The organism is Janthinobacterium sp. 35 (assembly GCF_002754575.1).
GTDB lineage: Bacteria > Pseudomonadota > Gammaproteobacteria > Burkholderiales > Burkholderiaceae_D > Janthinobacterium > Janthinobacterium tructae.
In genome coordinates, this window is sequence record NZ_PEFN01000001.1 from 3,651,117 (window position 1) to 3,675,775 (window position 24,659).

At 57.1% G+C, this 24,659-nt stretch carries 23 protein-coding genes; 1 reads left to right on the top strand and 22 read right to left on the bottom strand.

From position 1 onward, the window contains the following. Positions 1-149: 149 nt before the first annotated feature. From CLU93_RS16260 to CLU93_RS16345, 18 genes are all read right to left on the bottom strand, one after another. Positions 150-2,090 (bottom strand): nucleoside-diphosphate sugar epimerase/dehydratase, encoded by a 1,941-nt coding sequence (locus CLU93_RS16260; RefSeq protein WP_099762295.1) that lies wholly within the window; start codon positions 2,088-2,090, stop codon positions 150-152. A 445-nt stretch (positions 2,091-2,535) separates the two neighbouring features. After that, the gene (rfaE2, locus tag CLU93_RS16265; RefSeq protein ID WP_099762296.1) at positions 2,536-3,021 is read right to left on the bottom strand and encodes a D-glycero-beta-D-manno-heptose 1-phosphate adenylyltransferase; all 486 of its coding nucleotides are present in this window, start codon (positions 3,019-3,021) and stop codon (positions 2,536-2,538) included. 58 nt (positions 3,022-3,079) lie between these two features. After that, positions 3,080-3,640, bottom strand: a complete 561-nt coding sequence (locus CLU93_RS16270; protein ID WP_099762297.1) for a sugar transferase — start codon at positions 3,638-3,640, stop codon at positions 3,080-3,082. Then, a complete protein-coding gene (locus tag CLU93_RS16275; protein ID WP_099762298.1) occupies positions 3,637-4,596 on the bottom strand; it encodes an NAD-dependent epimerase/dehydratase family protein in 960 nt (319 codons plus the stop codon). The genes CLU93_RS16270 and CLU93_RS16275 overlap by 4 nt, the downstream gene beginning before the upstream one ends. Next, complete coding sequence (locus CLU93_RS16280; RefSeq protein WP_099762299.1) at positions 4,593-5,591, bottom strand: hypothetical protein; 999 nt, start codon at positions 5,589-5,591, stop codon at positions 4,593-4,595. Before CLU93_RS16280 ends, CLU93_RS16275 begins: the two co-directional genes overlap by 4 nt. Before the next feature lie 21 nt (positions 5,592-5,612). Beyond that, positions 5,613-6,146, bottom strand: a complete 534-nt coding sequence (locus CLU93_RS16285; protein ID WP_099762300.1) for a serine O-acetyltransferase — start codon at positions 6,144-6,146, stop codon at positions 5,613-5,615. Beyond that, positions 6,143-7,276: an NAD-dependent epimerase/dehydratase family protein gene (locus CLU93_RS16290; RefSeq protein WP_257224987.1), complete on the bottom strand. Its 1,134-nt coding sequence runs from the start codon at positions 7,274-7,276 to the stop codon at positions 6,143-6,145. The genes CLU93_RS16285 and CLU93_RS16290 overlap by 4 nt, the downstream gene beginning before the upstream one ends. Beyond that, on the bottom strand, positions 7,273-7,848 hold the full coding sequence (locus CLU93_RS16295; RefSeq protein ID WP_099762302.1) for a D-sedoheptulose-7-phosphate isomerase: 576 nt from the start codon (positions 7,846-7,848) through the stop codon (positions 7,273-7,275). The genes CLU93_RS16290 and CLU93_RS16295 overlap by 4 nt, the downstream gene beginning before the upstream one ends. A 1-nt stretch (position 7,849) precedes the next feature. Continuing rightward, complete coding sequence (locus CLU93_RS16300; protein ID WP_099762303.1) at positions 7,850-9,130, bottom strand: O-antigen polymerase; 1,281 nt, start codon at positions 9,128-9,130, stop codon at positions 7,850-7,852. Further along, on the bottom strand, positions 9,127-10,317 hold the full coding sequence (locus tag CLU93_RS16305; RefSeq protein WP_099762304.1) for a glycosyltransferase family 9 protein: 1,191 nt from the start codon (positions 10,315-10,317) through the stop codon (positions 9,127-9,129). Before CLU93_RS16305 ends, CLU93_RS16300 begins: the two co-directional genes overlap by 4 nt. Continuing rightward, on the bottom strand, positions 10,310-11,545 hold the full coding sequence (locus CLU93_RS16310; protein ID WP_180287868.1) for an oligosaccharide flippase family protein: 1,236 nt from the start codon (positions 11,543-11,545) through the stop codon (positions 10,310-10,312). The genes CLU93_RS16305 and CLU93_RS16310 overlap by 8 nt, the downstream gene beginning before the upstream one ends. Before the next feature lie 7 nt (positions 11,546-11,552). Beyond that, positions 11,553-12,548, bottom strand: a complete 996-nt coding sequence (gene rfaD / locus CLU93_RS16315; protein WP_099762306.1) for an ADP-glyceromanno-heptose 6-epimerase — start codon at positions 12,546-12,548, stop codon at positions 11,553-11,555. A gap of 8 nt (positions 12,549-12,556) precedes the next feature. Next, entirely contained in the window at positions 12,557-13,492 is a 936-nt protein-coding gene (rfaE1, locus tag CLU93_RS16320) for a D-glycero-beta-D-manno-heptose-7-phosphate kinase (RefSeq protein WP_099762307.1), read from the bottom strand. A 67-nt stretch (positions 13,493-13,559) separates the two neighbouring features. Continuing rightward, on the bottom strand, positions 13,560-14,423 hold the full coding sequence (gene rfbD, locus CLU93_RS16325) for a dTDP-4-dehydrorhamnose reductase (protein WP_099762308.1): 864 nt from the start codon (positions 14,421-14,423) through the stop codon (positions 13,560-13,562). Next, complete coding sequence (rfbC, locus tag CLU93_RS16330; RefSeq protein ID WP_099762309.1) at positions 14,420-14,965, bottom strand: dTDP-4-dehydrorhamnose 3,5-epimerase; 546 nt, start codon at positions 14,963-14,965, stop codon at positions 14,420-14,422. Before rfbC ends, rfbD begins: the two co-directional genes overlap by 4 nt. A 3-nt stretch (positions 14,966-14,968) precedes the next feature. Continuing rightward, the gene (rfbA, locus tag CLU93_RS16335; protein ID WP_099762310.1) at positions 14,969-15,862 is read right to left on the bottom strand and encodes a glucose-1-phosphate thymidylyltransferase RfbA; all 894 of its coding nucleotides are present in this window, start codon (positions 15,860-15,862) and stop codon (positions 14,969-14,971) included. Continuing rightward, positions 15,862-16,944 (bottom strand): dTDP-glucose 4,6-dehydratase, encoded by a 1,083-nt coding sequence (gene rfbB, locus CLU93_RS16340; RefSeq protein WP_099762311.1) that lies wholly within the window; start codon positions 16,942-16,944, stop codon positions 15,862-15,864. Before rfbB ends, rfbA begins: the two co-directional genes overlap by 1 nt. A gap of 484 nt (positions 16,945-17,428) precedes the next feature. After that, positions 17,429-18,325, bottom strand: a complete 897-nt coding sequence (locus tag CLU93_RS16345) for a sulfurtransferase (protein ID WP_165829532.1) — start codon at positions 18,323-18,325, stop codon at positions 17,429-17,431. A 137-nt stretch (positions 18,326-18,462) separates the two neighbouring features. Between CLU93_RS16345 and dnaE the strand changes: the two genes are divergently transcribed. Then, positions 18,463-22,002, top strand: coding sequence for a DNA polymerase III subunit alpha (dnaE, locus tag CLU93_RS16350; protein ID WP_243420342.1), 3,540 nt, complete (start codon positions 18,463-18,465; stop codon positions 22,000-22,002). Positions 22,003-22,065: 63 nt separating this feature from the next. Here dnaE and CLU93_RS16355 read toward each other — a convergent pair whose 3' ends face one another. The 4 genes from CLU93_RS16355 to CLU93_RS16370 form a co-directional block, all read right to left on the bottom strand. Then, on the bottom strand, positions 22,066-22,296 hold the full coding sequence (locus tag CLU93_RS16355; protein WP_071075660.1) for a DUF6139 family protein: 231 nt from the start codon (positions 22,294-22,296) through the stop codon (positions 22,066-22,068). A 111-nt stretch (positions 22,297-22,407) separates the two neighbouring features. Further along, positions 22,408-23,406, bottom strand: coding sequence for a VirK/YbjX family protein (locus CLU93_RS16360; protein ID WP_099762313.1), 999 nt, complete (start codon positions 23,404-23,406; stop codon positions 22,408-22,410). Positions 23,407-23,449: 43 nt separating this feature from the next. Next, positions 23,450-23,728, bottom strand: coding sequence for a hypothetical protein (locus tag CLU93_RS16365; RefSeq protein WP_133250821.1), 279 nt, complete (start codon positions 23,726-23,728; stop codon positions 23,450-23,452). A gap of 103 nt (positions 23,729-23,831) precedes the next feature. Continuing rightward, positions 23,832-24,653 (bottom strand): MipA/OmpV family protein, encoded by an 822-nt coding sequence (locus CLU93_RS16370; protein WP_165829531.1) that lies wholly within the window; start codon positions 24,651-24,653, stop codon positions 23,832-23,834. Positions 24,654-24,659 lie beyond the last annotated feature (6 nt).

Consider the following 24,659-nt stretch of genomic DNA (forward strand, 5'->3'; position numbering starts at 1 on the left):
GAAGAGTAACGTTGTCATGATGGCTAAACAACGCGCAATTCTTTATATTATAGCGTTTCAATTCTGCTGCGCCGTGCCTAATTGTGACAGTTTGTATAGCCTCACTGTCTGGCGCGATCCGGAGTTTGCGCCAGCCAGCCTTGCCAGTGTTACAACATGACGGATGCGCCAGGGGTTTCCTGCAATGGACGAGACTGTTGCGTACGCTGCTCCAGCCAGATAAAGTCTTCAATGCCACATTGCGGGCTGTATTCCTTGATGATGGTGCGTAGTGAGGTACGGACCCCTTCGTAGTCGAACTGGCTGCAGGCGCGATCCATTTCTTTCAGCATGGCGTGCAATTCGGCCCAGGCAATTTCAGATTCCTGGGCCCGCATGATCAGCGGGTGGCTGGTTCCTTCGACATTGTCGCCGATCAGCAATTCCTCATATAGTTTTTCACCTGGACGCAAGCCTACATGTTCAATGGCAATGCCATCCGGCGCTGTCTTGCTGCGCACTTCCAGGCCGCTGAGATGGATCATCCGTTCCGCAAGGTCGATGATCTTGACCGGTTCGCCCATGTCCAGCACGAAGACATCGCCGCCTTCTCCCATGGCGCCCGCCTGCAATACCAGTTGCGCCGCTTCAGGGATGGTCATGAAGTAGCGCGTGATTTCAGGATGCGTCAGGGTAATGGGGCCACCCGCTTCGATCTGTTTGCGGAAGAGGGGCACGACGGAGCCGGACGATCCCAGGACGTTGCCGAAGCGAACCATGCAGAAGCGGGTGTGCTTCTGGTTGCGGGCGAATGCCTGCAAAATCAGCTCGGCCAGACGCTTGGTCGAGCCCATGACATTGGTCGGTCGCACGGCCTTGTCCGTGGAAATGAGCACGAAGCATTTGACGCCGCTGGCAATGGCCGCGTTGGCGATGCTTAAGGTTCCGAACACATTGTTGCGCACGCCTTCGATCGGATTATGCTCGACCAGCGGCACGTGCTTGTAGGCAGCCGCGTGGTACACCGTATCGACGACGTAGGTCGTCATGATTTTTTTGCATTTTTCAGTGTCGAGCACGCTACCGAGAAAAGGCAGTAAATCAAAATGCAATCCTTGGGACGACTTTATTCCCAGCAATTCCTGTTTGATGGAATATAGGGCAAATTCCGACATCTCCAGCAGGATCAGGCGTGTCGGACGCAAGGTAACGATCTGACGGCACAGCTCGGAACCGATCGAGCCCCCCGCACCGCTGACCATGACGCATTTGCCGGTAATGCAGGCGGCAATCAGCCCGGCGTCTGGCGTGACCTGGTCGCGTCCCAGCAAGTCTTCAATTTCGATGTTGCGGATATCCTGGAGGCGCAGCTCGCCGCTGACCAGACTTTCCACCGGAGGCGTGACTTTGATATGCACTTTTAAAGGCTCGAGCTTGTCGAGGATGCGCTTTTGCCGGTTTTTTGAAATGGACGGCATGGCCAGCAGGATTTCGCTGATGCTGGTACGGGCGATCACATCGGACAAGTCGGCGGTGCCGTACACCTTCATGCCAGAAATGGTAATGCCATTCAGTTCGCTGTTGTCGTCAATGAAGGCCACGGGCAGGTAGTCATGGCCGGCACGCAAGGCGCTGGCCAGTTGCGTGCCAGCCCTGCCGGCCCCATAGATGGCCACCCGCACCATGCCCTGGCGTTTGCTTGGGTGTAACAGGAAGCCGCGCGCCAGGAAGCGGCTGGCCACCACGTAAGCGATGGCACTGATCCAGTAAATGCCGAACACGCCGCGCGACATGCCGACCATGTGGGTCATGAAGGCCGCCAGCGCGACCAGCAGGGCCACTGAAATCGTGACGCCGAGAATGACCGAGAAAATGATTTTCTGATCGATGAAGCGTATCACCGCCCGGTATAGGCCCAGTCGTATAAATATGGGCAGAGAAATGAGCGGCACAGCGACGATCAGGTACAGATAACTCATGAACAGAGCCGTATTGACCGAATCGTAGCGTAGCAGGATGGCGATGCAGAACGTAATCGGCAGAAGAATTAAATCTGCCGTTGCCGCGATCATCTGCTTATGGAACCGAGATAAATCAAGAATGGATTTCATTGTTTGGCTAAAAATTATTGTGATTCGACTCGATAAGCCTGTTTTTTTCTGCGCAATATCCGCGCATGGCATATGTCAGAAGTATTATCGATGTAAACATCAAGGTAAGAAAGGGTGGATTTGATACGCTTGATGTTAAAAAACTTTCGATGAATATTCTTCACCGGATAAATTCAAAAAAAGTATGGTGATTGTCAAACCAGGCAAGGAAAAATTCTTGCGGTATTTGCAATCACACTGGCGTGCATGTTAATGGAATGGCTGAAAACATGGCGCGCCTGCCTGCTAAGTAGGTCGTGGGAAATTATTGTGAAGTTATGACGAACAGAGCCGGATGCTCTGCAAGGCGCCCGCTGCGACGCAGTGCGAGCACTGCTAGCAGCGGGCAACACCACAGAGCGCCGGTTATGGAAGTCAGAAATCACAATAATTTATTGCAACCTACTTAGCCTGGCGCCTGGCTGCGCACCTTGGCCAGCAGCTTGGAGGTCGAGCGGTCATGCTGGAAGTCGATTGCCACCGCCTGCCCTCCATAGGCGAGCACTGCCTGCCCTTCTGGAATGGCCTCCATCTGGTAATCCCCGCCCTTGACGTAAATATCGGGATGGGCCTCGCAGACGACTTGTAACGCGGTATCGTCCTCGAATGCCACGACCAGGCTGACCGATTCGAGCGCTGCCAGCACCGCCATGCGGTCCGGGCAGGCATTCAGCGGGCGGTCATCTCCCTTGTTCAGGCGCTTGACGGAGGCGTCGGTATTTGCCGCCACGACCAGCGAGCCGCCCAAGGCCCGTGCCTGTGCCAGATAGGTTACATGCCCGCGGTGCAGGATGTCGAACACGCCGTTGGTCATGACGACTGGCTTGGGAAGGGCCGCAACGCGTTGTTTCAGCTGTTCCAGGGAGGCGATTTTTTTTTCGAATTCAGGCATGGTAGACAGAGAGAGCTAGGTTAAATACACCTGCCGCGCAGAGGCGCGGCAGGTCGTGTCAGTGTGTGACGCCGTCGCGTTTGATCACTTTCAGGAACGTCAAAAAGATGATTTTGATATCCAGTGCCAGGGACTGCTGTTTCAGGTATGCCAGATCGAGTTGCACTTTTTGTGGTATGGGCAAGTCGTCGCGGCCATTGATCTGGGCCCAGCCCGTCAAGCCCGGCAGCAACCGGTCGACGCCGTGTTCCGTGCGCAAGGCGATCAGGTCATCCTGATTGAACAGGGCAGGCCGCGGTCCGACAAAACTCATGTCGTTGACAAGGATGCTCCACAGTTGCGGCAGTTCATCGAGGCTCGACTTGCGCAGGAAGGAGCCGACGGGCGTGAGAAATTGCGCGGGATTCTGCAGCAGGTGGGTGGCTACTGCCGGTGTGCCGATACGCATCGTGCGAAATTTTGGCATCTTGAAAATACGGTTGCGTTGGCCCACGCGATCCGACCAATACAGGACAGGACCTGGGGAGGTCAGGCGTACTGTCAGGGCGACGATGAGCAGCGGCAATGCGAGGATGACGGTCGCCATCAGGGCCAGCAGGAGGTCGAATAGTCGTTTCATGATGTGTGTGTGTATTCCTTACCAGTTTTAATCAGGGCCTCGGCCGTTGTGTAGGGCGCTTGCCATCCCAGTTGCCGTTGTGCCTTGGCGATATCGACAGTCAATCCGGCGTCGAGCTTGTCAAGCATCTGACGCTTGCCAACCAAGGTGCAGGCCAGCACAAGCAATGACCTGGGAATGGCCAGCAGGCGCGCGGTCTTGCCCATGCCGATGGCCAGATGGCGGAAAATTTCGGGCAGGGTCACCGTTTGCGCATCCGCCGCCAGAAAAACGTCGTGCAGCGCTTGCGGGCAAGTTGCGCAGGTGCGCAGGAAATCGGCCAGGTTCCACACGCTGATCAGGTTGCGTTTCGACTGCAGGCGCCCGAACGGCAGCGGCCAGCCTTTTGCGGCGAGCCTGAGCAGGATGCCGAAGTTGCCGGGGGCTTCCGGTCCGTAGACCAGTACTGGCCGTACGATGGCATACTCCATGCCGCATTGTTGTGCCATGTCTTGCACCAGCTGTTCGGCTTCCAGCTTGCTGATGGCATACAGGTCATGCGGCGCCAGCGTGTCTTGTTCCGAAAAGGGCGTGATATTGCGGTTTCCATTGACGCCGATCGAACTGACAAAGACAAAGCGCTTGACGCGCGCATCGGCTGCGCGTTCCAGCAAGCGCCTGGTCAGCCCGACATTCACGCGGCGAAATTCGCCAAGCGGATCGGCGGCGGTATCGTGCATCACGTGGGCGCGGCCGGCCAGGTGGATCACGACATCGCACTGTGGCAGCACCGTGTCGAGCGCGTCGAGGTTGGCGAAATCGGCGATGCGCACTTCCTGCGCCACGCCAGGGATGGCGCGGCCGCCGTCACGCACCAGGGCGACCACGCGGTGGCCATGCCCGGCCAGGTGGCTGCAGAGCCGGCGTCCCACAAAACCCGTGGCGCCGGTCACCAGGATGGTCTGGCTGGTACTCATGGCGCCACCGAAAACACGTCGCGCAGCCAGCCGTCGATCGAGTATTTGTCATACAGCGCGGCAGGCAGGTCGACATACGGCGTGGTCAGGAATGCCGGATCGATCTGGGGCGTTTCCCTGTCGATCACGGCGATGTTTTCCGGCCGATAAAAATCGTACTTCCTGACATTTTGATTCGTCGTGATCAATTTCTTTCGGGCGCCCACCATTTCGATGGTGCGCATCGTCAGGCCGATCTGATTCGGATGCTGGAAATCAAGAATGACATTCGACTTGGCGATGGCTGCCATCACCTGCGCCTTGTTCATCGGCGCAAAGGAAAATTCGGAGATTTTCGATTTGAAGAAAGCTGGCACGAACAGCTTTTTCAAGCGATAGATCACGATGCTGGGAATGAACAGGAAAAAGAAATTCGGCTTGCCATTGGGTGGTAGCGCGGCGCTGATCTTCTTCACCAGCGCATAGCGGTCGCTGTGCGCCGTGCCGATAAAGGTGACGTTATAGCCGATCTCCGTGCGCGGCAGGTCGCGGTATTCGTTCAGGAAAAACAGCGGCCGCAGGCGGATGCCGGGAATCGTCTGGGCATCCTGGTCATCGAAGGTAAACGCGCTGTCGAACTGACCGACGGATTGCCGGAAATTGCCATTGTTTTTCACCGAGTCATACGAATAGTAAATGAACTTGGCCTTCGCATTTTTTTCGCGCAAGGCTTGCAGGATATCGGCCGGCATGCATTCCATCTTGATGATGAACACAAAGTCGTAATTGCCGTGGTTGCTATCGAGCAGAACTGAAAAATAGCGGTGAATCGCCTGCTGTTGCGTACGCGGCATGACACGGATGGCGAACTTCGACCAGGCGCTGGTGGACGGACGATCGTCGTGATAGTCGACGTGCGCTCCCAGCTCTTCGAGCCGTTTCTTTATTTCGCGTTCATACCCAAAAAAAGCCGGGGCGATAAACAGGATTTTTTTCCCGTTAAAAAAATTTTCCACTGTACTTAATCAATCAATTATTTAGATGGGTGCGGCGGGAATGCCGACCACGGTCAAGCCAGATGCCACATCCTTGAGAACCACCGCGTTGGCGCCGACGCGTACGTTGTCACCGAGGACGACGGCACCGAGTACCTTGGCGCCGGAGCCGACGATCACATTGTCGCCGACCACCGGGCGCGAAGTGTCGTGGTAGCCGATATCGATCTCGCGGGCGCCAAACGTGACGTTATGGTAAATCGTTGCATTCATGCCGATGCGCAGGGCGCCGATGACCGTGCCCTGCGTATGCGGGAAATACAGGCCTGGTCCGATTTCGCAGCGGACGGCAATTTCCAGGCCGAAGACGACGAAATTAATCAGGGACGCCAGCTTTGCCAGCGGCGACAAACGCTTCTGGAAAAACCAGTGAGACAGCCGAAACAGCACCACCGGCATGAAACGCGGCGAGAAAGACGTCAGCAGCAGGCGTCCGAAAGTCGGTTGCCGGTCCGGCTGGCCGGCATAGAAATATTGCCTGGCCAGATCGGCATACAAGGTGGTGCGCAGACTCATGACATCATCTTACGTTTTTTCAGCTCTTCATTTGCCTTGTCCAGGCCGTCTTCCGGCAAGGGCTGGGAGCTGACCCAGGCAGCGAATTCCTCGATACCGCGCGCCAGCGACACCTGCGGCGTGAAGTTCAAGGTCGCCTTGATCTGGCTCAAATCGGCGTAGCAATGGCGGATGTCGCCCAGGCGATACTGGCCGGTCACTTCCGGACGGACGGTGCCGCCCAAGGCATCGACGAGCAGATTGGCGATGTCGAGCACCGAGGTCGGTTCGCCGGCGCCGACGTTGAGCGTGGCGCCGCTGGCGGCGTCGCTTTCCATGGCCAGCTGAATCGCTTGCACGATGTCGTTGACGTGCACGAAATCGCGGCTTTCCAGGCCGTCCTCGAAAATAGGCAAGCTCATGCCGCGCCTGATGCGGGTCGAGAAAATGGACAGGATGCCGGTGTACGGATTGTTCAGCGACTGCCCTGCGCCGTAGACGTTCTGGAAGCGCAGGATGGCGGTGCTGATGCCGAGCGAGTCGCCAGCAATACGGATCAGGTCTTCTTGCGCGTACTTGGTTGCGGCATAGATGGACGCCGGGCTGGGGCGCGCTGTTTCCGGCGTCGGAATGGCGCGCAATGGGCCCTTGCAGGCGGGGCAGAGCGGATCCCATTGGTGGTTTTTCAGCTGTGCCGCACTGCGGGCACCCGGATAGACCGTGCCATGGGTCGGGCAGGCATACGCGCCTTCGCCATAAATCGAGCGCGACGAAGCGAGAACGATCTTTTTCACCGTATTCGGTTTGTTCGCCAGGATGTCGAGCAATTGCGCGGTCGCCTGCGTATTGACTTCATTGTAGTGGGCGATCTGGTACATCGATTGCGCGGTACCTGTTTCGGCCGCCAGATGGACGACCGTGTCGACCGTTTGCAAGGCTTGCTCGAGCACGCCGGACTGGCGCACATCGGCGCGAATGAAATGGATGCGGCCGTCGCGCAGCATGGCTTCATCGAGTTGCGGGTAGGGGCCGTGAATTTGCGGCGACAGATTGTCCAGCACGGAGATGCGATAGCCGTCGGCCAGCAATTTGCGGCTCAGATTGGTGCCAATGAAGCCGGCGCCACCGGTGATCAAGATATGTTTGTTCATGCGGACTCCCATTTGCCGTAACCCAGGTTTTTTTCGATCATGGCACAGATGGTGTGCCCGATGAAGATATGTGCTTCTTGAATGCGTGCCGTGACATTGCTTGGCACGATCATCGGAATATCGACCATGCCGGCCAGTTTGCCGCCATCTTTGCCAAGCCAGCCGGCGGTTTCAATGCCCATCGTCTTTGCCATGTCGACCGCATTCATGATGTTTTGCGAATTACCCGACGTGGAAATAGCGATCAGCACATCACCGGGCTGACCTACGCCGGCCAGTTGCCGTGAAAATACGTGATCATAGCCATAGTCATTGGCGATACAAGTGAGGGCAGAGGTATCCGTCGTCAGCGAAATTGCCGCCAGCGCACGGCGGTCGTCCACCAGACGACCGACCAGCTCGGCGGAAATGTGCTGCGCGTCGGCAGCGGAACCACCGTTGCCACAGAAAATGACTTTGCGCTTGTTGCTGATTGCGGTGCTGCAGACGTCGGCAATCTTGATAATTTCATTCTCAATTTGCGGCAGGCGCTGGAATAGTTCGATATGTTCTGTTATGAATTTTTGTAACATTTTATTTGAAAAATTTCTTTTGAATTGAATAGAGAATAAAAGGAATCAGGAAAGAATTTTCGAAAATATTCTTCACGATTGATACGGAAAATGGATCGCGGTTGAACGTGAATGTCATGCAGGCACAGATCAGGCTATAGATTACTATTTTCTGAGTGCTGACGGTTTTCCGGTAATTTCCCATCAAATAGCCAACCGCCGCAAAAAATACGGCAGCGCCAGTGATGCCAAAATTAATCAGTAGTGATACGAAAACATGCAGGCCGCCGAGCGGCATGGCGAAGTCATAGCCAAAATTTAGCGGATTGAGCAGATAGTTAATCTTCCCCGGAAAGATGACCGAAGGAATCAGGTTAATGAAATCACTGATCAGAAACGATGGGAAATTGATTAATGGAAGCTTTCCGCTGGTTAAGAACGAAAAAGATGAAATAGAGGTGAGCAACGGTTCCTGCGCAAGATTCAACGCCATGTTGAACAGCGAAAAATCGCTGCCTGCCCTCAATACCCCCCACATTGCCGCACTGCCGATACCTGCCAACCCCAACACGAAAAATTCGCTGAGCTTTACTCGCCAGGAAAAGTAGGTCGAGAAGAAGATAATTACAGTGAGCATATTGGTTGCAAAATACAGGCGTCCACCCAAAGAGAGCGCCAGAATCGCAAAGAAATAGTACGCAAGCATGAATGGATCGGTCAATACAGGCAATATCTTTTGCATATGTCCATGCTTCATGACCGCGCGCATGAATGCCATGGAAAACAGAATCGAGGTGGACGCGATGAACGTTCCACGTGGCAAAGCATCCTGCACCACGCCATCCTGGTAATTTTCAAATAATGCAGCGTCATAGCCTGTAAAGAAATAATGCTTGATGGGGATGGCCATCAACGCTGCCAAGCCAATGCCAAGGCAGCTCATGACTGACCAGAAACGTATGGCCCGTTCCGATTTTTGAGTGATCGGCTTGCGCGGCGACTTGCCATTGAAGCTGACGTAATAAAAAAACGTGAAGATGGCATAAAACAGAAAGGACAATACCAGGTATCTCAGGCTGGTTTCATCGGTAATCGAAACAAAGCGCTCAATGACTATCTGCAATTCTTCCGGCGCCGTCGAACCTAACAAAGACGATAGGAAATAAGGCGTCAGCCAATAGTAGGCATAGCCGACGGAAAAGAAGAAAAATCCGTTCAGGCTGATGGTCCCATTTTTAACGCAAAAAATGTAAACTGAAAACAGGATCAACAGATAATTTATCAGGCACAGGAATATGATCATTTGTATATCGCCTTCATGATCGCCAGTGGCAATAAATCATCCATGCATTTTGGTGAAGCATAAATGCAGGTATTGCAACGATCTATTATGTGGCCACGCCCGCAGGGGCCGCACTCCAGTTCCAGCGAGACTGACTGGCAGCGTTGTCCCCAAGCACTGAAACGATGATGGCAGCTTGAGCCAAATATGCCGGTGACATTGATGTTTGACGCTGCCGCGATGTGCATGGCGCCAGAATCATTGCCGATGAAGCGATCACAGTGCCTGAGCAAGGCCGCCATCTGCGCGATGCTGGTCTTTGCGATCATATTGACGACTTTGCCGGGGAAATTCGCTTCGAATTGCGCGCCCAAAGCCGTGTCATCCTTGCCGCCGACGAGCAAAATGGTGAGTTCCCGCTCCGTGTGTTTTTCTTGTAACAGGCTAGCCAGTTCCACATAATACTGCAGGGGCCAGCGCTTCAGGATGGAATAGCCGCCGGACAGGCCCAGGCCGATGAGCATGCTGCCAGCGGGGACGTGCTCCTTGAGGAGCTGTTGTGCATAGGCATCGTCCTGTGCGGCACCCCAGAATTCCAGTGCCGTATCGGCCGGCTGAAAACCCAGGTGGCGCACGATATCGAGATTGCGTTCGACTTCATGCTTCAGGCCAAGCGCAGGCAGGATATCAGTGTACAACCTGTCAAAGCCGGCATTGAGCACCTGCTTGCGTTGCGTCGCTTTTTCCGTATAGGCGATGCGCCGCTTTGCCCCGCTGAAGAGGGCGATGAAGCCCGCATGATGATCTTCGTCAAAGCGCGGGACGATGGCAATATCCGGCTGTTGCAAACGGAAGTGGGTCCAGCAGAACTTGAGGCTCAACCAGTGCCGTATCAACAAGCTTTTCGGCAGCGAACTGCCCCAGTCGTACGTCGTGATATGGTTGACGTACGGACAATGCTGGACCATCGCCTGGATGCGCGGATGTACGATCAGCGTGATGTCGGCATCCGGATAGGCACGCCTCAGTTCGCGCAGCAAGGGCGAATTCATGGCACTGTCGCCCAAGGTCTGGTCCAGGCGCACGACGAGCAGGCGCAAGCCGGCATGGGGCTGCCGGCGCGTCAGCAGCGCCAGGATGCGCGCGCAGAGCAGGCCCAGGAGGACGCTCAAGACCATGAAAGTACGGATAGCGGTATTTTTAATCATCTCTATTATTGCTCTTTTGTAATTTTCTTAAAAGAATATTTTGAATAAGAAAATTAAGCGATTCCATTGCCAGTATCGAAAACAAGGCGCCATAAGCACCGAAGCGGGGTACCAGCAGCAGCATCGCAACGGACAGGAAGGTAAAGTTCCAGACCGCGACCGAGGTGATGAATTTATACTTCCCATGCGCCTGGATGGCAGCGGTACTGATCAAGTTGCCGCACTTGAAAATCAAGATACATCCGATCACATTCAGCATCGCTTGCGCGGCAGCATATTGTTTAAACGTATACAGCAACAGGACATTCGCCAACAGCAGTACTGCCAACAGGGCCAAGCCAGCGTACAGGGCCATGACTTTGCGGTAACGGGCATTTACTGCCGATGCCGCCGCCACCGAGGTTTTCAACGAGCTGGCGATATGGCCATAGGCATTGACGGCCAATGCGCCTGCAATAAATTGAAACGGTTCCACCAGACGCACGGCAAACGCATAGAGTCCCAGTTCTTCAGCGCTACGGAATTTCTCCAGGAAAAACACATCCATGCGTCCATAGGTGATGCCCAGGATGGTCGCGGCGGCAATCGGCAAGGTCATTTTCAGCAGTTTCAGCATGCCCGGGAAATTCAGGCAGGCCAGGCTACCGCGCATGACGGGCACCTTCGCAATCAGGAACAGGCCAACCAGGGCTTCGGCCGCAGGAATGGAAAAGAATGCCAGCGCCGGATTGCTGGCAAACGTGAACAAACCATAAAAAACACCGAGTGACAACAAGCCCGCCATGGCCACGAACGGCGCGATATGGCGCCCGCGCATCTTGGCGATAAAAAAATTGATCGGCAAGTTCATCAGCAGCGGCGACATGACCATGAGCGCAAAGGGCAAGGTCGAGCCAAGCTCGCCAGGCCGCAAATGCAGCATGACGACCGTGCTGGCGATGGCCACCAGCAAGCCCAGCACCAGCTTGGCGCTCATCGCCGCACCTATCGTCTGACGCAGCACCGCCTTGTTGCGATGCGATGCATACTCGCGCATGGTGTACGTATCGATGCCGAAATCGGCCAGCAGGCGTCCAATTTCGGCAACCGTAAAGAACAGGGCAATCGTGGCAAAATATGCCGGTTCCGAATAGCGCGCCGCAATCAGGAGAGCGAATATCCGCACGCCAAATGAGGCACCCCGTATTAATGCTGTGAGTATCGAGTTCTTTAGTATGTTCTTTAGCAAGATAATCTCATCGGGCGTGCAGCCAGTTCCGGATGTACCTGCTCACTCCCTCCGAGACGGAGTAGAACGGTGCGTCATAGCCGGCTGCCCGCAGGCGCGAGATATCTGCCTGGGTAAAGGATTGATACTTGCCGATCAATGCATCGGGAAACTTGATGTATTCCAACATGCCTTGTGCCACCATGTCTTCACGGGTCAGTGGCGCCAGCGCATCGAGTTCGCGGCAAGTGTTGACGGCAGCGACGGCGATGTCATTGAACGGCTGCGATTGTCCGGTACCCAGATTGAAAATGCCGGACTGTTGCGGGTGATCCAGGAACCACAGATTCACCTTGACGACATCCTCGACGGAAACGAAGTCGCGCAACTGCCCGCCATCGGCATAGCCATCGCGGCCTTCAAACAGCTTGACCTTGCCATGTTCGCGGTATTGATGGTAGTGGTGGAATGCCACCGATGCCATGCGTTGCTTGTGCTCCTCGCGGGGGCCATAGACGTTAAAGTAGCGGAATCCGACCACCTGGGAAGTCAGGTCGGCCATGCGTTCGCGTACGATCTGGTCGAACAGGAATTTCGAATAGCCATAGATATTCAATGGCTTTTCAAACTCGCGCTCTTCCTTGAAGATGCTGCCCGTGCCATACACCGAAGCGCTGGATGCATACAGGAAGGGAACTTTATTTTCTTGGCAGTAATCGAGCAAGGCCAGCGAATAACGGAAATTGTTTTCCATCATGTATTTGCCATCCGTCTCCATGGTGTCGGAACAGGCACCCTGGTGAAAGACGGCGCTGATCTTTCCTGCGTATGCAGGGCTGGCCAGCTTGCTCAAGAACTCCGTCTTGTCGATGTAGTCGCTGATATCGCAATCGACCAGATTGCGGAATTTATCGCCGCGCGTCAAGTTGTCAACTGCGATGATTTGGCGATGGCCACGCGCATTGAGCGCTTTGACGATATTGGAACCAATGAGTCCTGCAGCACCTGTTACAACGATATACATACTTTCTCCTAGCAGAACAGTTCTTCTTGGCTTACCACTGCCGTGCCCAGCTTGCCGACAACGATGCCGGCCGCGCGGTTGGCGATGCTGATAGCTTCTTCATAGCCATACCCGGCCGCCAGCATCAGGCCGAGCGTGCCGATCACGGTATCTCCGGCGCCGGAGACGTCAAAAACCTGGCGCGCAACCGTGGGCTGGTGCAAGACCTCGTCCTTCTGGTAAAGGGACATGCCTTCTTCGCTGCGCGTTACCAGCAGCGCGTCGAGCTGGAGCTCCTGGCGCAGCGCCTGGGCTTTTTGGGTCAGCGCGGCTTCGTCGGACCAGTTGCCCGCCACGGCCTGGAATTCCATGCGGTTAGGTGTGAGCAGCGTCGCTCCCTTGTAATGGCTATAATCGCTACCCTTGGGGTCGACGAGGACCGGCTTGCCCAGCGCACGCGCGGCAACAATCATTTTTTCCGCATAGCGCAGGCATCCCTTGCCATAGTCGGACAGAATCACCAGATCATGTTCGCTGACCAGCTTGGAGTAGATTTCGAGCTTGTTCGTCAAAATCTCGTCCGTAGGAATTTCCTCGAAATCAATGCGCAGCAATTGCTGTTGACGAGACAGCACGCGCAATTTCACAGTCGTGGAAATATTGCTATCTCGATATAGCTGTGTATTGACGTCATTTTCTTTGAGTAAGCTTTCCAGAGTATCGCCTGCCTCGTCCTGGCCTATGACTGAAAGTAACGTCGCCTGGCCGCCCAGGCTGGAAATATTACGCGCCACGTTGGCCGCGCCGCCCGCGCGGTCTTCGCGATGGGAAATCTTCGCGATGGGAACCGGTGCTTCCGGGGAAATGCGATTGACTTGTCCAAACCAGTAGCGGTCGAGCATAACATCGCCGACGACCAGAATCTTTGCTTTGGATAAAGTATCTTTATAGCTATGGTTAACCATGATATGAGTAATTGGAGTATGCGATGCCGGAGGCCGCTGAGCCGACGAGCGTTAGGCAGGGGCAGAGTCAGGATTGACACAACCTTAAAGCGGCGTCCCATTGTGGTAAGGGACCAAAGCGGTCGATCAGCTTGGCGCAAGAGAGCAGAGAATACATGGGGCGCCTGGCGGGCAAGGGATAATCGGTCGTGGCGATGGCTTGAACGTGTACAGGTGCGGCCGGCGGGGTGTTGCGCAGGATTTCTTCCGTGAAGCCGGCCCAGGAGGTGCTGCCTTGCGACGTCAGGTGATACAGTCCGCCATTTTCCCGCCACCAGCCATGGTCGCCGGTGCGCGACTGGCTGACGATGTGCGCCGTCACGTCGGCAATCGTGCGGCACCAAGTGGGCGAACCGGTCTGGTCGCCGACAATGCGCAGTTCGCTGCGGTCCTGCGCCAGACGTTGCACGGTCAACAGGAAGTTCTTGCCGCGCGTGCCATATACCCAACTGGTACGCAAGATCAGGTGCGCTGCACCCGAGGCGGCGATGGCTTGTTCGCCTGCCAGCTTGCTCTTGCCATAGATGTTGAGCGGATTGGTGGCGGCCGTTTCCACGTAGGGTGTCGTGGCCGTGCCGTCAAACACATAATCGGTGCTGTAATGGATGAGGGCTGCGCCCAGCCGTGCGGCTTCCTCCGCCATGATGCCCGGCGCCTGCGCGTTCACACGCATGGCCAGTTCCTCGTCGGTCTCGGCCTTGTCGACAGCCGTGTAGGCGGCAGGATTGATGATCAGGTTTGGCTGGATTTTGCGGATAACGTCGCGTACCTGATCCAGGTCGCTCAAGTCCATCTCGCTGCGGTCGACAGCGATAATATGACCGATGCCCTGCAGGCTGCGTTCCAGCTCATAGCCGACCTGGCCATTTTTTCCGGTGATGAGGATTTTCACGCGAACACCTCGGCGTCCGCCAGCAGTTTGCCCAGCTGGTCTTTGCTCGACAGCATGGGCTCGCCATCGCCTGGCCAGGTGATGCCTAGAGCCGGGTCGTTCCAGAGTATGCTGCGTTCGAATTCAGGCGCCCAGTAATCGGTCGTTTTATAGAGGAACTCGGCCGACTCGCTCAGGACGATGAAACCATGCGCAAAGCCTTCCGGAATCCAGAGCTGGCGCTTGTTCTCGGCCGACAGCGTGACACCGACCCATTGCCCGAATGTGGCCGAGCTGGCGCGCAAGTCCACCGCGACGTCAAAGACTGCGCCTGCGGTAACGCGCACTAGCTTGCCTTGCGGTTGCTGGATCTGATAGTGCAGGCCGCGCAGGACATTCTTGCTGGACTTGGAGTGGTTATCCTGGACGAAATTGTCTGCAATACCCGTCAAGTCGGCAAAGCGCTGCTGGTTGAAGCTTTCGTAAAAAAAGCCCCGGTCATCGCCAAATACGTTGGGTTCGAGAATCAATACGTCGGGAATGGCAGTGGTTTGAATTTGCATAGCTTAAAAAATCGTATCATTCAACAGGCGTAACAAGTATTGTCCGTAACCGTTCTTTTTCAGCGGTTGGGCCAGTTGTTCCAACTGGGTGGCAGTAATGTAGCCTTTGCGGTAAGCAATTTCCTCAGGGCAGGCAACTTTCAAGCCCTGGCGATGTTCGATGGTGGCAATAAACTGGCCCGCTTCGAGCAGTGACTCGTGCGTCCCCGTATCGAGCCAAGCCATGCCGCGGCCCATGCGTTCCACCTTGAGCGTGCCGCGCTTCAAATAGACGCGGTTGACATCGGTAATTTCAAGTTCGCCCCGGGCGGACGGCTTGATCGATGCAGCGATATCGGCAATGTCCTTGTCGTAAAAATACAGGCCGGTGACGGCATAATTCGACTTTGGCTGCAAAGGCTTTTCTTCGATGCTGATGGCTTGCTGATTGGCGTCGAATTCCACCACGCCATAGCGCTCCGGATCTTGCACATGATAGGCAAATACGGTCGCGCCGTCGGTGCGCTCGGAAGCGGCAGACAAGCTCGATTCGAAATCATGGCCATAATAAATATTGTCGCCCAGGATTAATGCCGAGGGCGCATCGCCCAGGAACTCGCGGCCGATGATGAACGCCTGTGCCAGACCATCGGGTGATGGCTGTACCGCATAGCTCAGGTTAATCCCCCATTGGCTGCCGTCACCAAGCAACTCCCGGAAACGGGGCGTATCGGCGGGCGTGGAAATGATCAGGATGTCGCGTATTCCCGCCAGCATCAACGTTGTCAGCGGATAGTAAATCATCGGCTTGTCGTACACGGGCAACAGTTGTTTCGAGACCGACATGGTCACGGGATACAGGCGTGTGCCGGACCCCCCAGCCAGGATAATGCCCTTGCGAGCCAGTTTGGCTTCCATCAAGCCTCCGTATTCTGTTCGGCGCGGGCCGTATAATTTTTTTCAAGCCACGTCAGGTAGGCGCCGGACTGGACGTCGCGCACCCATGCATCGTTGTCCAGATACCACTGCACCGTCTTGCGGATGCCCGTATCGAAGGTTTCTGAAGGCTTCCAGCCCAGTTCGCGCTCAATTTTGCGCGCATCGATGGCATAGCGGCGATCATGACCTGGCCTGTCGGCAACATAGCTGATTTGTTCGCGATAGCTGCCGCCAGTTGTCTTCGGTTGCAGTTCATCGAGGATGTCGCACAGGGTATGGACGACGTCGAGATTGGCTTTTTCGTTCCAGCCGCCGATATTGTAGGTCTCTCCCGTGCGTCCGCTTTCCAGTACCCGTCGAATGGCCGTGCAGTGATCGCTGACATACAACCAGTCGCGCACCTGCTGGCCATCGCCATAGATAGGCAAGGACTTGCCTGCGCGTGCGTTGGCAATAATCAGGGGAATCAGCTTTTCCGGGAAGTGGTAAGAGCCATAATTATTCGAGCAATTGGTGGTCAGCGTCGGCAAGCCATAGGTGTGATGATAGGAGCGCACCAAATGGTCCGAGGCTGCCTTTGTTGCCGAGTAAGGGCTGTTGGGCGCATAAGGCGTGGTTTCTGTAAACGGCGCATCGTCCGGGCCCAGTGTTCCGTATACCTCATCGGTCGAGACATGCAGGAAGCGGAATGCCGCGCGTTCTGCTTCAGGCAGTGCTTGCCAATGGACTCGCACTGCTTCCAGCAGGCTGAAGGTGCCATTGATATTGGTGCTGATGAATTCTGCTGGTCCATGAATCGAACGATCGACATGGCTCTCCGCCGCGAAATGCACGATGGCGCGTGGCTTATGCTGTGCCAATAACTGCGCCAGCAAGGCGCTGTCATTGATGTCGCCTTTGACAAACATGTGACGCGGGTCGTTTTGTACCGCCAGCAAGTTATTCAGATTTCCTGCATACGTCAGCTTATCCAGATTAATTACCGGTTCATTACTTTGCGCGAGCCAATCCAGAACAAAATTCGATCCGATAAAGCCCGCACCACCTGTCACTAAAATCATCTGAGCTTCCTGTGCAAAAAAATACAAATAAGAGGTACTGCTTAATTCATTTCTTTAAAAATAATAGGCAACGAGAATCTGTCTATCCAAGATGCGTATATTTCATGATGTTAATAACTGAAAAAATCAATCAATCCTTAACTCTTGATTATAATTCAGAACCCCCTAAATTGCCATGTTTGCAGTAGTTTGGGCACGTCCTGGTCAACGCTTTCCGCAAGGTATGTTGTTCTTTTTCCATAGGCAAGCCGCATGGGGGCAGGTCGGCACGAAGCCGCCGCCGGTTGAATCTTTCGCATGACTCACAGAGGCAGGGGACGCCAGTGTTTATGAGAATGGCAAACAAATCCAATATTGTTACATTTGTTTGCTTTTTGAGCCGCCTGGACACTGCCAAGCCTGGCAGAAAAAATGCTGATCAATTGCCATTGTGAAATTGATTTTTTAAGGATGTCGCCTGGGAAATGGCGACATCAGAAGCACATTACGGCATCGTTTTATCGTGGCAATGCGGGCAAGACACCTCATACACGTATTCCGGCGCCAGTTGCTGGCGCGGCGTGACGACGGCGCGGCAGACGAAACATTGCACCGTTTCCGTCGGTTCCAGTTTCGGGTTCAGGGCCGTGCGGTAGTCGAACACGAAACAGTCGCCCGTATAGTGCTCGCCGCCCACTTCCTCGAAATACTTCAGGATGCCGCCGTCGAGCTGGTACACGCTGTCGTAGCCGATTTCCTTCATGTGGATGGCGGCCTTTTCGCAGCGGATGCCGCCCGTGCAGAAGGTGACGACGGTCTTGCCTTCCAGTTCTTCCTTGTGCGCGGCGGCAACGGCCGGGAATTCCGTAAACTTGTCGATACGGTAATCGAGCGTGTTGTTGAACGTGCCCACGTCCACCTCGAAGGCGTTGCGCGTTTCCATCATCACCACGGGTTTGCCCGCGTCGTCGACGCCGGCGTCGAGCCAGCGCTTGAGCGTGTGCGCATCGACGGACGGGGCGCGGCCCAGTTCCGGCTTGATCAGCGGCATGCGCATGGTGATGATTTCTTTTTTCAGCTTGACCAGCATGCGCTTGTGCGATTGCTCGTTCGACAAGCTTTCCTTCCATTCCAGATCGGCCAGACGCTCGTCGCTGCGGACCCAGGCGAGGAAGCTGTCGATATGCTCACGCGTGCCCGACAGGAACATATTGATGCCTTCCGGTGTCAGCAGGATGGTGCCCTTCAGTTCCAGCGCCAGGCATTGCTCCTGATACAGGGGACGCATGGCTTCCGTATCGTCGAGCGTGATGAATTTATACGCGGCGATATTGACAAACGTGACGGCCAGCGGGTTGACAGCGGCGGAAACGGCGGGTGTTGCTGTGGTGATGGCTTGCATGATGGCGATCGGCTTAGACTGAACAGCCGATATTATAAGCCCGACGGGCCAGGCCGGATACCCGGTCCGCACGCGCGACGCGGTAGAATAGACCCCATTGAATTTTGCACGAAACGGTACACAGGATGGAAATGGTAATGCAAGAGGCCGGCGCTCCGGCGGGTTCACAGCAAGCGGTGCAGGCCGGTCCCGCCTTCGTCCACTTGCGCGTGCACTCGGAGTACTCGATCGTCGATGGCCTGGTGCGCATCGACGACGTGGTCAAGGCGGCGGCGAAGGACAAGCAGGTGGCGCTGGCCGTCACCGACTTGTCGAACCTGTTTGGCATGGTCAAGTTCTACAAGGAAGCGCGCGGCAAGGGCATCAAGCCCATCGTCGGGGTCGACGTGTGGATCACGAATGACGACAACCGCGAAAAACCGTCGCGGCTGCTGTTGCTGGCGAAGAATCGCATGGGCTATTTGCAACTGTGCGAACTGCTGTCGATGGCCTGGCTGACCAACCAGTACAAGGGACGCGCGGAACTGCGCACCGAGTGGCTGCAGGCGCTGGCGACGAATACCTATGACCTGTACCCGGGCGAAAGCGCGGCGAATGGCTTGATCGCCCTGTCCGGCGCGCATTTCGGCGATGTTGGCATTGCTATCGAGAATGGCAACCTGGCCTTGGCCGAACGCAACGCCCAGCGCTGGGCCGAGATTTTCCCCGGCCACTTCTATGTCGAAATCCAGCGCGGCGGCCAGGCCAACCAGGAAGCGCAGGTGCGCCATGCGGTGGCGCTGGCGGCCAAGCTCGGTTTACCCGTGGTGGCCACGCATCCCGTCCAATTTATTTCCCCAGAGGAATTTATTGCCCACGAAGCCCGCACCTGTATCGCCGAAGGCGAAATGCTGGCCAACGCCAAGCGCGTGAAGCGCTTCAACGACAGCCAGCGCTTCCTGTCGCAGGCGGACATGGCGGAATTGTTCGCCGACTTGCCGGTCGCATTGGCCAATTCCGTGGAAATCGCCAAGCGCTGCAACCTGACCTTGACCCTGGGCAAGCCACAACTGCCGAACTTCCCCACGCCGCCCGGCATGACGATCGACGAGTTCCTCGTTGCCGAATCGCAGGCGGGCCTGGAAAAACGGCTATTGCAGCTGTATCCCGATCCCGAGCGCCGTGAAAAGGAGCGCCCGCGCTACGAGTCGCGCTTGAAATTCGAGACGGACACGATTTGCAACATGAAATTCCCCGGCTACTTCCTCATCGTGGCCGAGTTTATCCAGTGGGCCAAGGAAAACGGCGTACCCGTCGGCCCGGGCCGCGGTTCGGGTGCCGGTTCGCTGGTGGCGTATTCGCTGCTCATTACCGATCTGGATCCATTGCAATACAACCTGCTGTTCGAGCGTTTTCTCAATCCCGAACGCGTCTCGATGCCCGACTTCGATATCGACTTTTGCCAGGAAGGGCGCGACCGCGTCATCCAGCACGTCAAGGATTTGTATGGCAAGGAGGCCGTCTCGCAGATCGCCACCTTCGGTACCATGGCCGCCAAGGGCGCGATCCGCGACGTGGGCCGCGTGATGGACTTCGGCTACAACTTCTGCGACGGCATCTCGAAGCTGATCCCGTTCAAGCCGGGCAAGCCCGTGTCGATCGCCGACGCCATCGAGGAAGAGCCGCTGCTCAAGGAGCGGCTGGAGAACGAGGAAGAGGTCAAGCAGTTGCTGGAGCTGGCGCAGCAAGTCGAAGGCATCACGCGCAATATCGGCATGCACGCGGGGGGCGTGCTGATCGCCCCCGGCAAGCTGACAGACTTTTGCCCGCTGTACACGCAGGGTGGCGACTCGGGCGTCGTGTCGCAGTACGACAAGGATGACGTGGAGGCCGTCGGCCTGGTGAAGTTCGACTTTTTGGGTCTGACTACGCTCACCATCCTCGACCGCGCCGTACGCTACATCAAGCAGCTCGATCCCGCGCAAGCCGATTTCGACCTGGCCACCTTGCCGCTGAACGACAAGCCGTCCTACGACTTGCTGACCAAGGCCAAGACCGTGGCCGTGTTCCAGCTCGAGTCGCGCGGCATGCAGGGCATGCTGAAAGACGCGCGTCCCGACCGTTTCGAAGACATTATCGCGCTCGTGGCCCTGTACCGTCCGGGCCCGATGGACCTGATCCCCGACTTCTGCAAGCGCAAGCACGGCGAACGCTTCGATTACCCCGATCCGCGCACGGAAGCGATTCTGTCCGAAACCTACGGCATCATGGTGTATCAGGAGCAGGTGATGCAGATGGCGCAGATCGTCGGCGGCTACTCGCTGGGCGGCGCCGACATGCTGCGCCGCGCCATGGGTAAAAAGAAGGCCGAAGAGATGGCCGAGCACCGCGAGATCTTCCGTGCCGGTGCGGCCAAGGATGGCTTGACGGCCGCCAAGGCCGACGAGATCTTCGACTTGATGGAAAAGTTCGCCGGTTACGGTTTCAACAAATCGCACGCCGCCGCCTACGCCTTGCTGTCGTACCACACGGCGTATTTGAAGGCGCACCACACGGCCGCCTTCATGGCCGCCAACTTGTCGCTGGCCATGGATGACACGGACAAGATCAAGATCCTGGTGGAAGACTCGCTGGAAATCTGCAAGCTGACCTTGTTGCCGCCGGATATCAACGAATCGGACTACCGCTTCACGCCGAGCGGCGCGGCGCCGTCCGTGAGCGGCAAGAAAGTCACGCAGATCCGCTATGGCCTCGGCGCCGTGAAGGGTTCCGGCCAGAACGCCATCGAAGCCATCATCGCCGCGCGCGAAGCGGGCGGACCCTTCACCAGCCTGTTCGATTTCTGCAAGCGCGTGGATAAAAAGCAAATTAACCGCCGCACCATCGAGTCCCTGATACGCAGCGGTGCCTTCGACTGTCTGAAGGTCGACCGCGCCATCCTGCTCGCATCCGTGGCGTTCGCCATGGAATGCGCCGATCAGGCCGCCAAGGCGGCGAATCAGGTGAGCCTGTTCGGCGGCGACGACAGCGACATGGTGGCGCCGCCCGAGTACGTCAAAGTGCCCGTGTGGAGTGACAAGCAGCGCCTGACGGAAGAAAAGATCGCCCTGGGCTTTTACCTGTCCGGCCACCTGTTCGATTCGTATGCGCCCGAGGCGCGCCGTTTTGCGCGCACGAAACTGTCTGAATTGTCGCCGTCGCGCGAACCGCGCATGATGGCGGGCGTCATCACGGGCTTGCGCACGCAGATGACGCAGCGCGGCAAGATACTCATCGTCACCCTGGACGACAAGAGCGGTACGGTGGAAGTGACCGTGTATGGCGAATTGTTCGATGCCAACCGGAAAATCTTCAAGGAAGATGAATTCCTCGCCGTCGTGGGCAAGGTGTCGGAAGACCGTTTTTCGGGTGGCTTGCGGATTACGGCCGAGAGCGCCTTCGACATCATCGCCGCGCGCGTGCAGTATGGCCGCCAGTTGGGCCTGACCTTGCCGGCCACGCTGGATGCCAAGCGTATCCGTGACGTGATCCTGCCGCACCGGGCCGAGACGGGCTTGCCGATCGCTGCGCGGGTCAGCCCGCAAGGCGTCAGTTGCGTGCTGCAGTTCGGGGACGAGTGGAAAGTGGCGCCATCGGATGAATTGCAGATGGCACTCGAGCAAATGCTGGGTGCGCAAGAGGTGGCGGTCGAATACTGACCGGCACCGCCCGGCGCAGACAACAAAGCCAAACTGCAGACATGCTGGTTTGGCTTTTTTCGTTTACATGTCTTTCAGGCCCGTGATCGCGTAACCCTTGGCGGCGATCTGCTGGTGCGGCTGTTCGATATGGTAGTCGGGCAAGATCTCGGCATCGTCGGCCACTTCGCTGGCGCGTACTTCGAGTTGCCAGTCGGTATTGGTCACCTCTTCAGGAATGATCTTTCCTTCCGGCACGGCGAGGTAGGAAAAAATGCCGTCGTGCTCGGCCCGGCGGTAGATGTCTACGCGCATGAATGCCTCCTAGTAAACGTTGGGGGAACCGGCGCACCGCAGTGCGTGCCGATAGTGCTAGCGTAACAGGATTGTGCCGTGCGCGGGTTGAAGCGTGTGCCGCAGGGGGGCTCAGGCCGCAGCGTCAGCGTAGTCGTTGTCTTCCAGGTCGGTCGCTTGCCGTGCCTCGTTGGCGGCTGCCGCAGTGCCTGCCGTGGCGACCTGCACCGGGCTGCGATGGGCGTCGAGGCCGCTACGCAGACTGCCGATCATGGCCAGCGTCAGTTCGTGGCGTTTGCGTGCTTCCGAGCGTTTTTTTGACGGAATGTCTTCCAGGGCAGGCAGGGGCAGGTTTTCGCATGGCAGCTCAAAATCGCCATCCTTGCGTGCCTGGGCGCCAAGTTCTTGCCAAAGGGAATTGTAGTCGGCGAACAGCCGGCCCTTTTTGGCGGAATGGTGGACGGCGCGGTTGGCGTTGCCTACAAGCACCATGTTGCGGCAGCCATGTTCATGTCCCAACTGGCGCACCAGGCGTACCATCAGGGCCTTGGGGCGCATGCCATGCAGGTCGCGCGTGGCTTCGCGCACGCGGCGCAAGCCTTCCGCGCCGCGCGGACCCTGGATGCAGCCGATGCCCACGCCCATGCTGGCGCGTGCGCGGGAACCGAAAAAGGAAAACGCGACCGAGTAGATCACATCATCGCCATGCGCCAGTTGCAGGACCATCTCGCCTTCGCGGTCCATCGGTTGTAGCGAGCACAGCTGCAGGTGGTAGGGCGCACCCGATTTTCCCAGTACGGTACCCAGACGCACGGGCGCGCGCGCCGCCTGCGTCATCAACTTGCCCCAGCCTTGTTGCAGGATGAAATGATAGTGCTCGACCAGCAAGGCGACGCGCTGGCGGCATGACAGGTTCGTGCTCAGGTAATGGCGGTACACCTTGTGCATCATGCGCGGATAGGCTTGCAGCAAGTCCTTGAACACGGGATGGGAATTGAGCAGCTGTAACCAGATGCGCGTCTGCCGGCGCTGAAGCTGCGCCCGCAATTGCAGCTTGAGCAGTTCGCGCACGCGTGACATGCCCGGCTGCATATTGCTCAGGCCCGCATGCAGGGTAATAGTTTGTGTCATCAAAGAGTTTCCATGTGTGTGTATGGCGGGCGCCGGCGGCGCTTCAGGCAGGCGGCGGCCCGCTCATGCCGTCGGTATCGGCCAGCAAGACCGTGGCGCTGCGCGTGGCGCGCGCCAGCTTGCGTGCCAGCGCGCCGGCAAAGCGGCGCTGCCAGGGACCGTGCCGCAGGGCCGGCGGGACGATTTCGTGGCAACCGAGCAATTCAGCCGTATCGAGGATCGTAAACAGCAGCTCGCCGGCGACAATATGCGTGCTGAAGGCGAGCTGCGAACGGTCTTGCCGCCCGCGCCTGCGGCGCTGTCCCGGGCGCGGTGCATGCATGGAAGGGATGGCCATAGTCGGAAAACCATGCCATCTTATCCATGCTGTTCCCCTCTGTAAATTAGCGAAACAGCGTACGGGTTCCCCTTATGTCGCCCCGGTTTTAATAGCGGTAGGTGACATACACGGCGCCGATCGGGGATGTCTTGCGCTGCACGATGGGGCTCTTGGCCGCGTCGCCCATGCGGTGCTCGACGCCGACCAGGGTATTGATGCCCCAGCGCGCATCGAAGCGGTGCTCCCAGTTGACGGTGGCCTGTGCTTCATAGAAACCGCCCTTGGGCGTGTATTGCTTGAACGAAGTATTTGCGGCCTGGGTGGCCGTTACGCCATACATGGTCTGCACGTACTTGCGCTCGCCCCAGCCCAGCTGGCCACCAATGCTCACGCTGTCCTGCTGCACACCCTTGGCATCGGCGCGGCCGTAGATCTGGCCTGTTGCGCCGAAATGCACGTTCGCGCCATTTTCGCGATTCGACAGGGGAATGTCGCTCGACACGCTCAGCGACAGGCCCGGCAATGGCGAATAGCCTGCGCTGAGCAAGGCGCTGGCGTTGCCCTTGACCTCTCCCATGCCCTTCAGATAATCGCTGCCACCCCAGCCGTTGACGCCCGTGCGCTTGTGGTCTTCGCGCTTGCCGCGGTAGCCCAGCGCGGCGCCATAACTGAAGGACCCAGCCTGGCCGCCATAGCCGATGCCGCGCGAGGTGCTGATGAACAGGCCATTGGCCATGGCATAGTCGAGGATGATCAGCGGCGAAGCCGACAGTTTGTCGGAGCCGGAATAGCTGGATACGGCGGCGACGCCGCCACCGATGGTGAAGACGTTTTCCGCAGGCGGTTCGGCCGCCACGGCGGCCAGGGGGGTGAAGATCATGCCGCTGGCAAGTGCCAGCGAGGTCAGCAGGGTTGTGGGTGCGTGCATGGGTTT

What these genes read in the sequence shown, in the direction of transcription:
- rfbC (WP_099762309.1), bottom strand. Translation starts at nt 14,965, where the DNA reads ATGCAAATTCAAACCACTGCCATTCCCGACGTATTGATTCTCGAACCC.
- CLU93_RS16285 (WP_099762300.1), bottom strand. Translation starts at nt 6,146, where the DNA reads ATGAGTCTGCGCACCACCTTGTATGCCGATCTGGCCAGGCAATATTTC.
- CLU93_RS16360 (WP_099762313.1), bottom strand. Translation starts at nt 23,406, where the DNA reads ATGACACAAACTATTACCCTGCATGCGGGCCTGAGCAATATGCAGCCG.
- dnaE (WP_243420342.1), top strand. Translation starts at nt 18,463, where the DNA reads ATGCAAGAGGCCGGCGCTCCGGCGGGTTCACAGCAAGCGGTGCAGGCC.
- rfbA (WP_099762310.1), bottom strand. Translation starts at nt 15,862, where the DNA reads ATGGAAGCCAAACTGGCTCGCAAGGGCATTATCCTGGCTGGGGGGTCC.
- rfaE2 (WP_099762296.1), bottom strand. Translation starts at nt 3,021, where the DNA reads ATGCCTGAATTCGAAAAAAAAATCGCCTCCCTGGAACAGCTGAAACAA.
- CLU93_RS16270 (WP_099762297.1), bottom strand. Translation starts at nt 3,640, where the DNA reads ATGAAACGACTATTCGACCTCCTGCTGGCCCTGATGGCGACCGTCATC.
- CLU93_RS16300 (WP_099762303.1), bottom strand. Translation starts at nt 9,130, where the DNA reads ATGATCATATTCCTGTGCCTGATAAATTATCTGTTGATCCTGTTTTCA.
- rfbB (WP_099762311.1), bottom strand. Translation starts at nt 16,944, where the DNA reads ATGATTTTAGTGACAGGTGGTGCGGGCTTTATCGGATCGAATTTTGTT.
- rfaD (WP_099762306.1), bottom strand. Translation starts at nt 12,548, where the DNA reads ATGTATATCGTTGTAACAGGTGCTGCAGGACTCATTGGTTCCAATATC.
- CLU93_RS16305 (WP_099762304.1), bottom strand. Translation starts at nt 10,317, where the DNA reads ATGATTAAAAATACCGCTATCCGTACTTTCATGGTCTTGAGCGTCCTC.
- CLU93_RS16295 (WP_099762302.1), bottom strand. Translation starts at nt 7,848, where the DNA reads ATGTTACAAAAATTCATAACAGAACATATCGAACTATTCCAGCGCCTG.
- CLU93_RS16345 (WP_165829532.1), bottom strand. Translation starts at nt 18,325, where the DNA reads ATGCAAGCCATCACCACAGCAACACCCGCCGTTTCCGCCGCTGTCAAC.
- CLU93_RS16290 (WP_257224987.1), bottom strand. Translation starts at nt 7,276, where the DNA reads ATGAACAAACATATCTTGATCACCGGTGGCGCCGGCTTCATTGGCACC.
- rfaE1 (WP_099762307.1), bottom strand. Translation starts at nt 13,492, where the DNA reads ATGGTTAACCATAGCTATAAAGATACTTTATCCAAAGCAAAGATTCTG.
- CLU93_RS16365 (WP_133250821.1), bottom strand. Translation starts at nt 23,728, where the DNA reads ATGCATGCACCGCGCCCGGGACAGCGCCGCAGGCGCGGGCGGCAAGAC.
- CLU93_RS16260 (WP_099762295.1), bottom strand. Translation starts at nt 2,090, where the DNA reads ATGAAATCCATTCTTGATTTATCTCGGTTCCATAAGCAGATGATCGCG.
- CLU93_RS16275 (WP_099762298.1), bottom strand. Translation starts at nt 4,596, where the DNA reads ATGAGTACCAGCCAGACCATCCTGGTGACCGGCGCCACGGGTTTTGTG.
- CLU93_RS16355 (WP_071075660.1), bottom strand. Translation starts at nt 22,296, where the DNA reads ATGCGCGTAGACATCTACCGCCGGGCCGAGCACGACGGCATTTTTTCC.
- CLU93_RS16370 (WP_165829531.1), bottom strand. Translation starts at nt 24,653, where the DNA reads ATGCACGCACCCACAACCCTGCTGACCTCGCTGGCACTTGCCAGCGGC.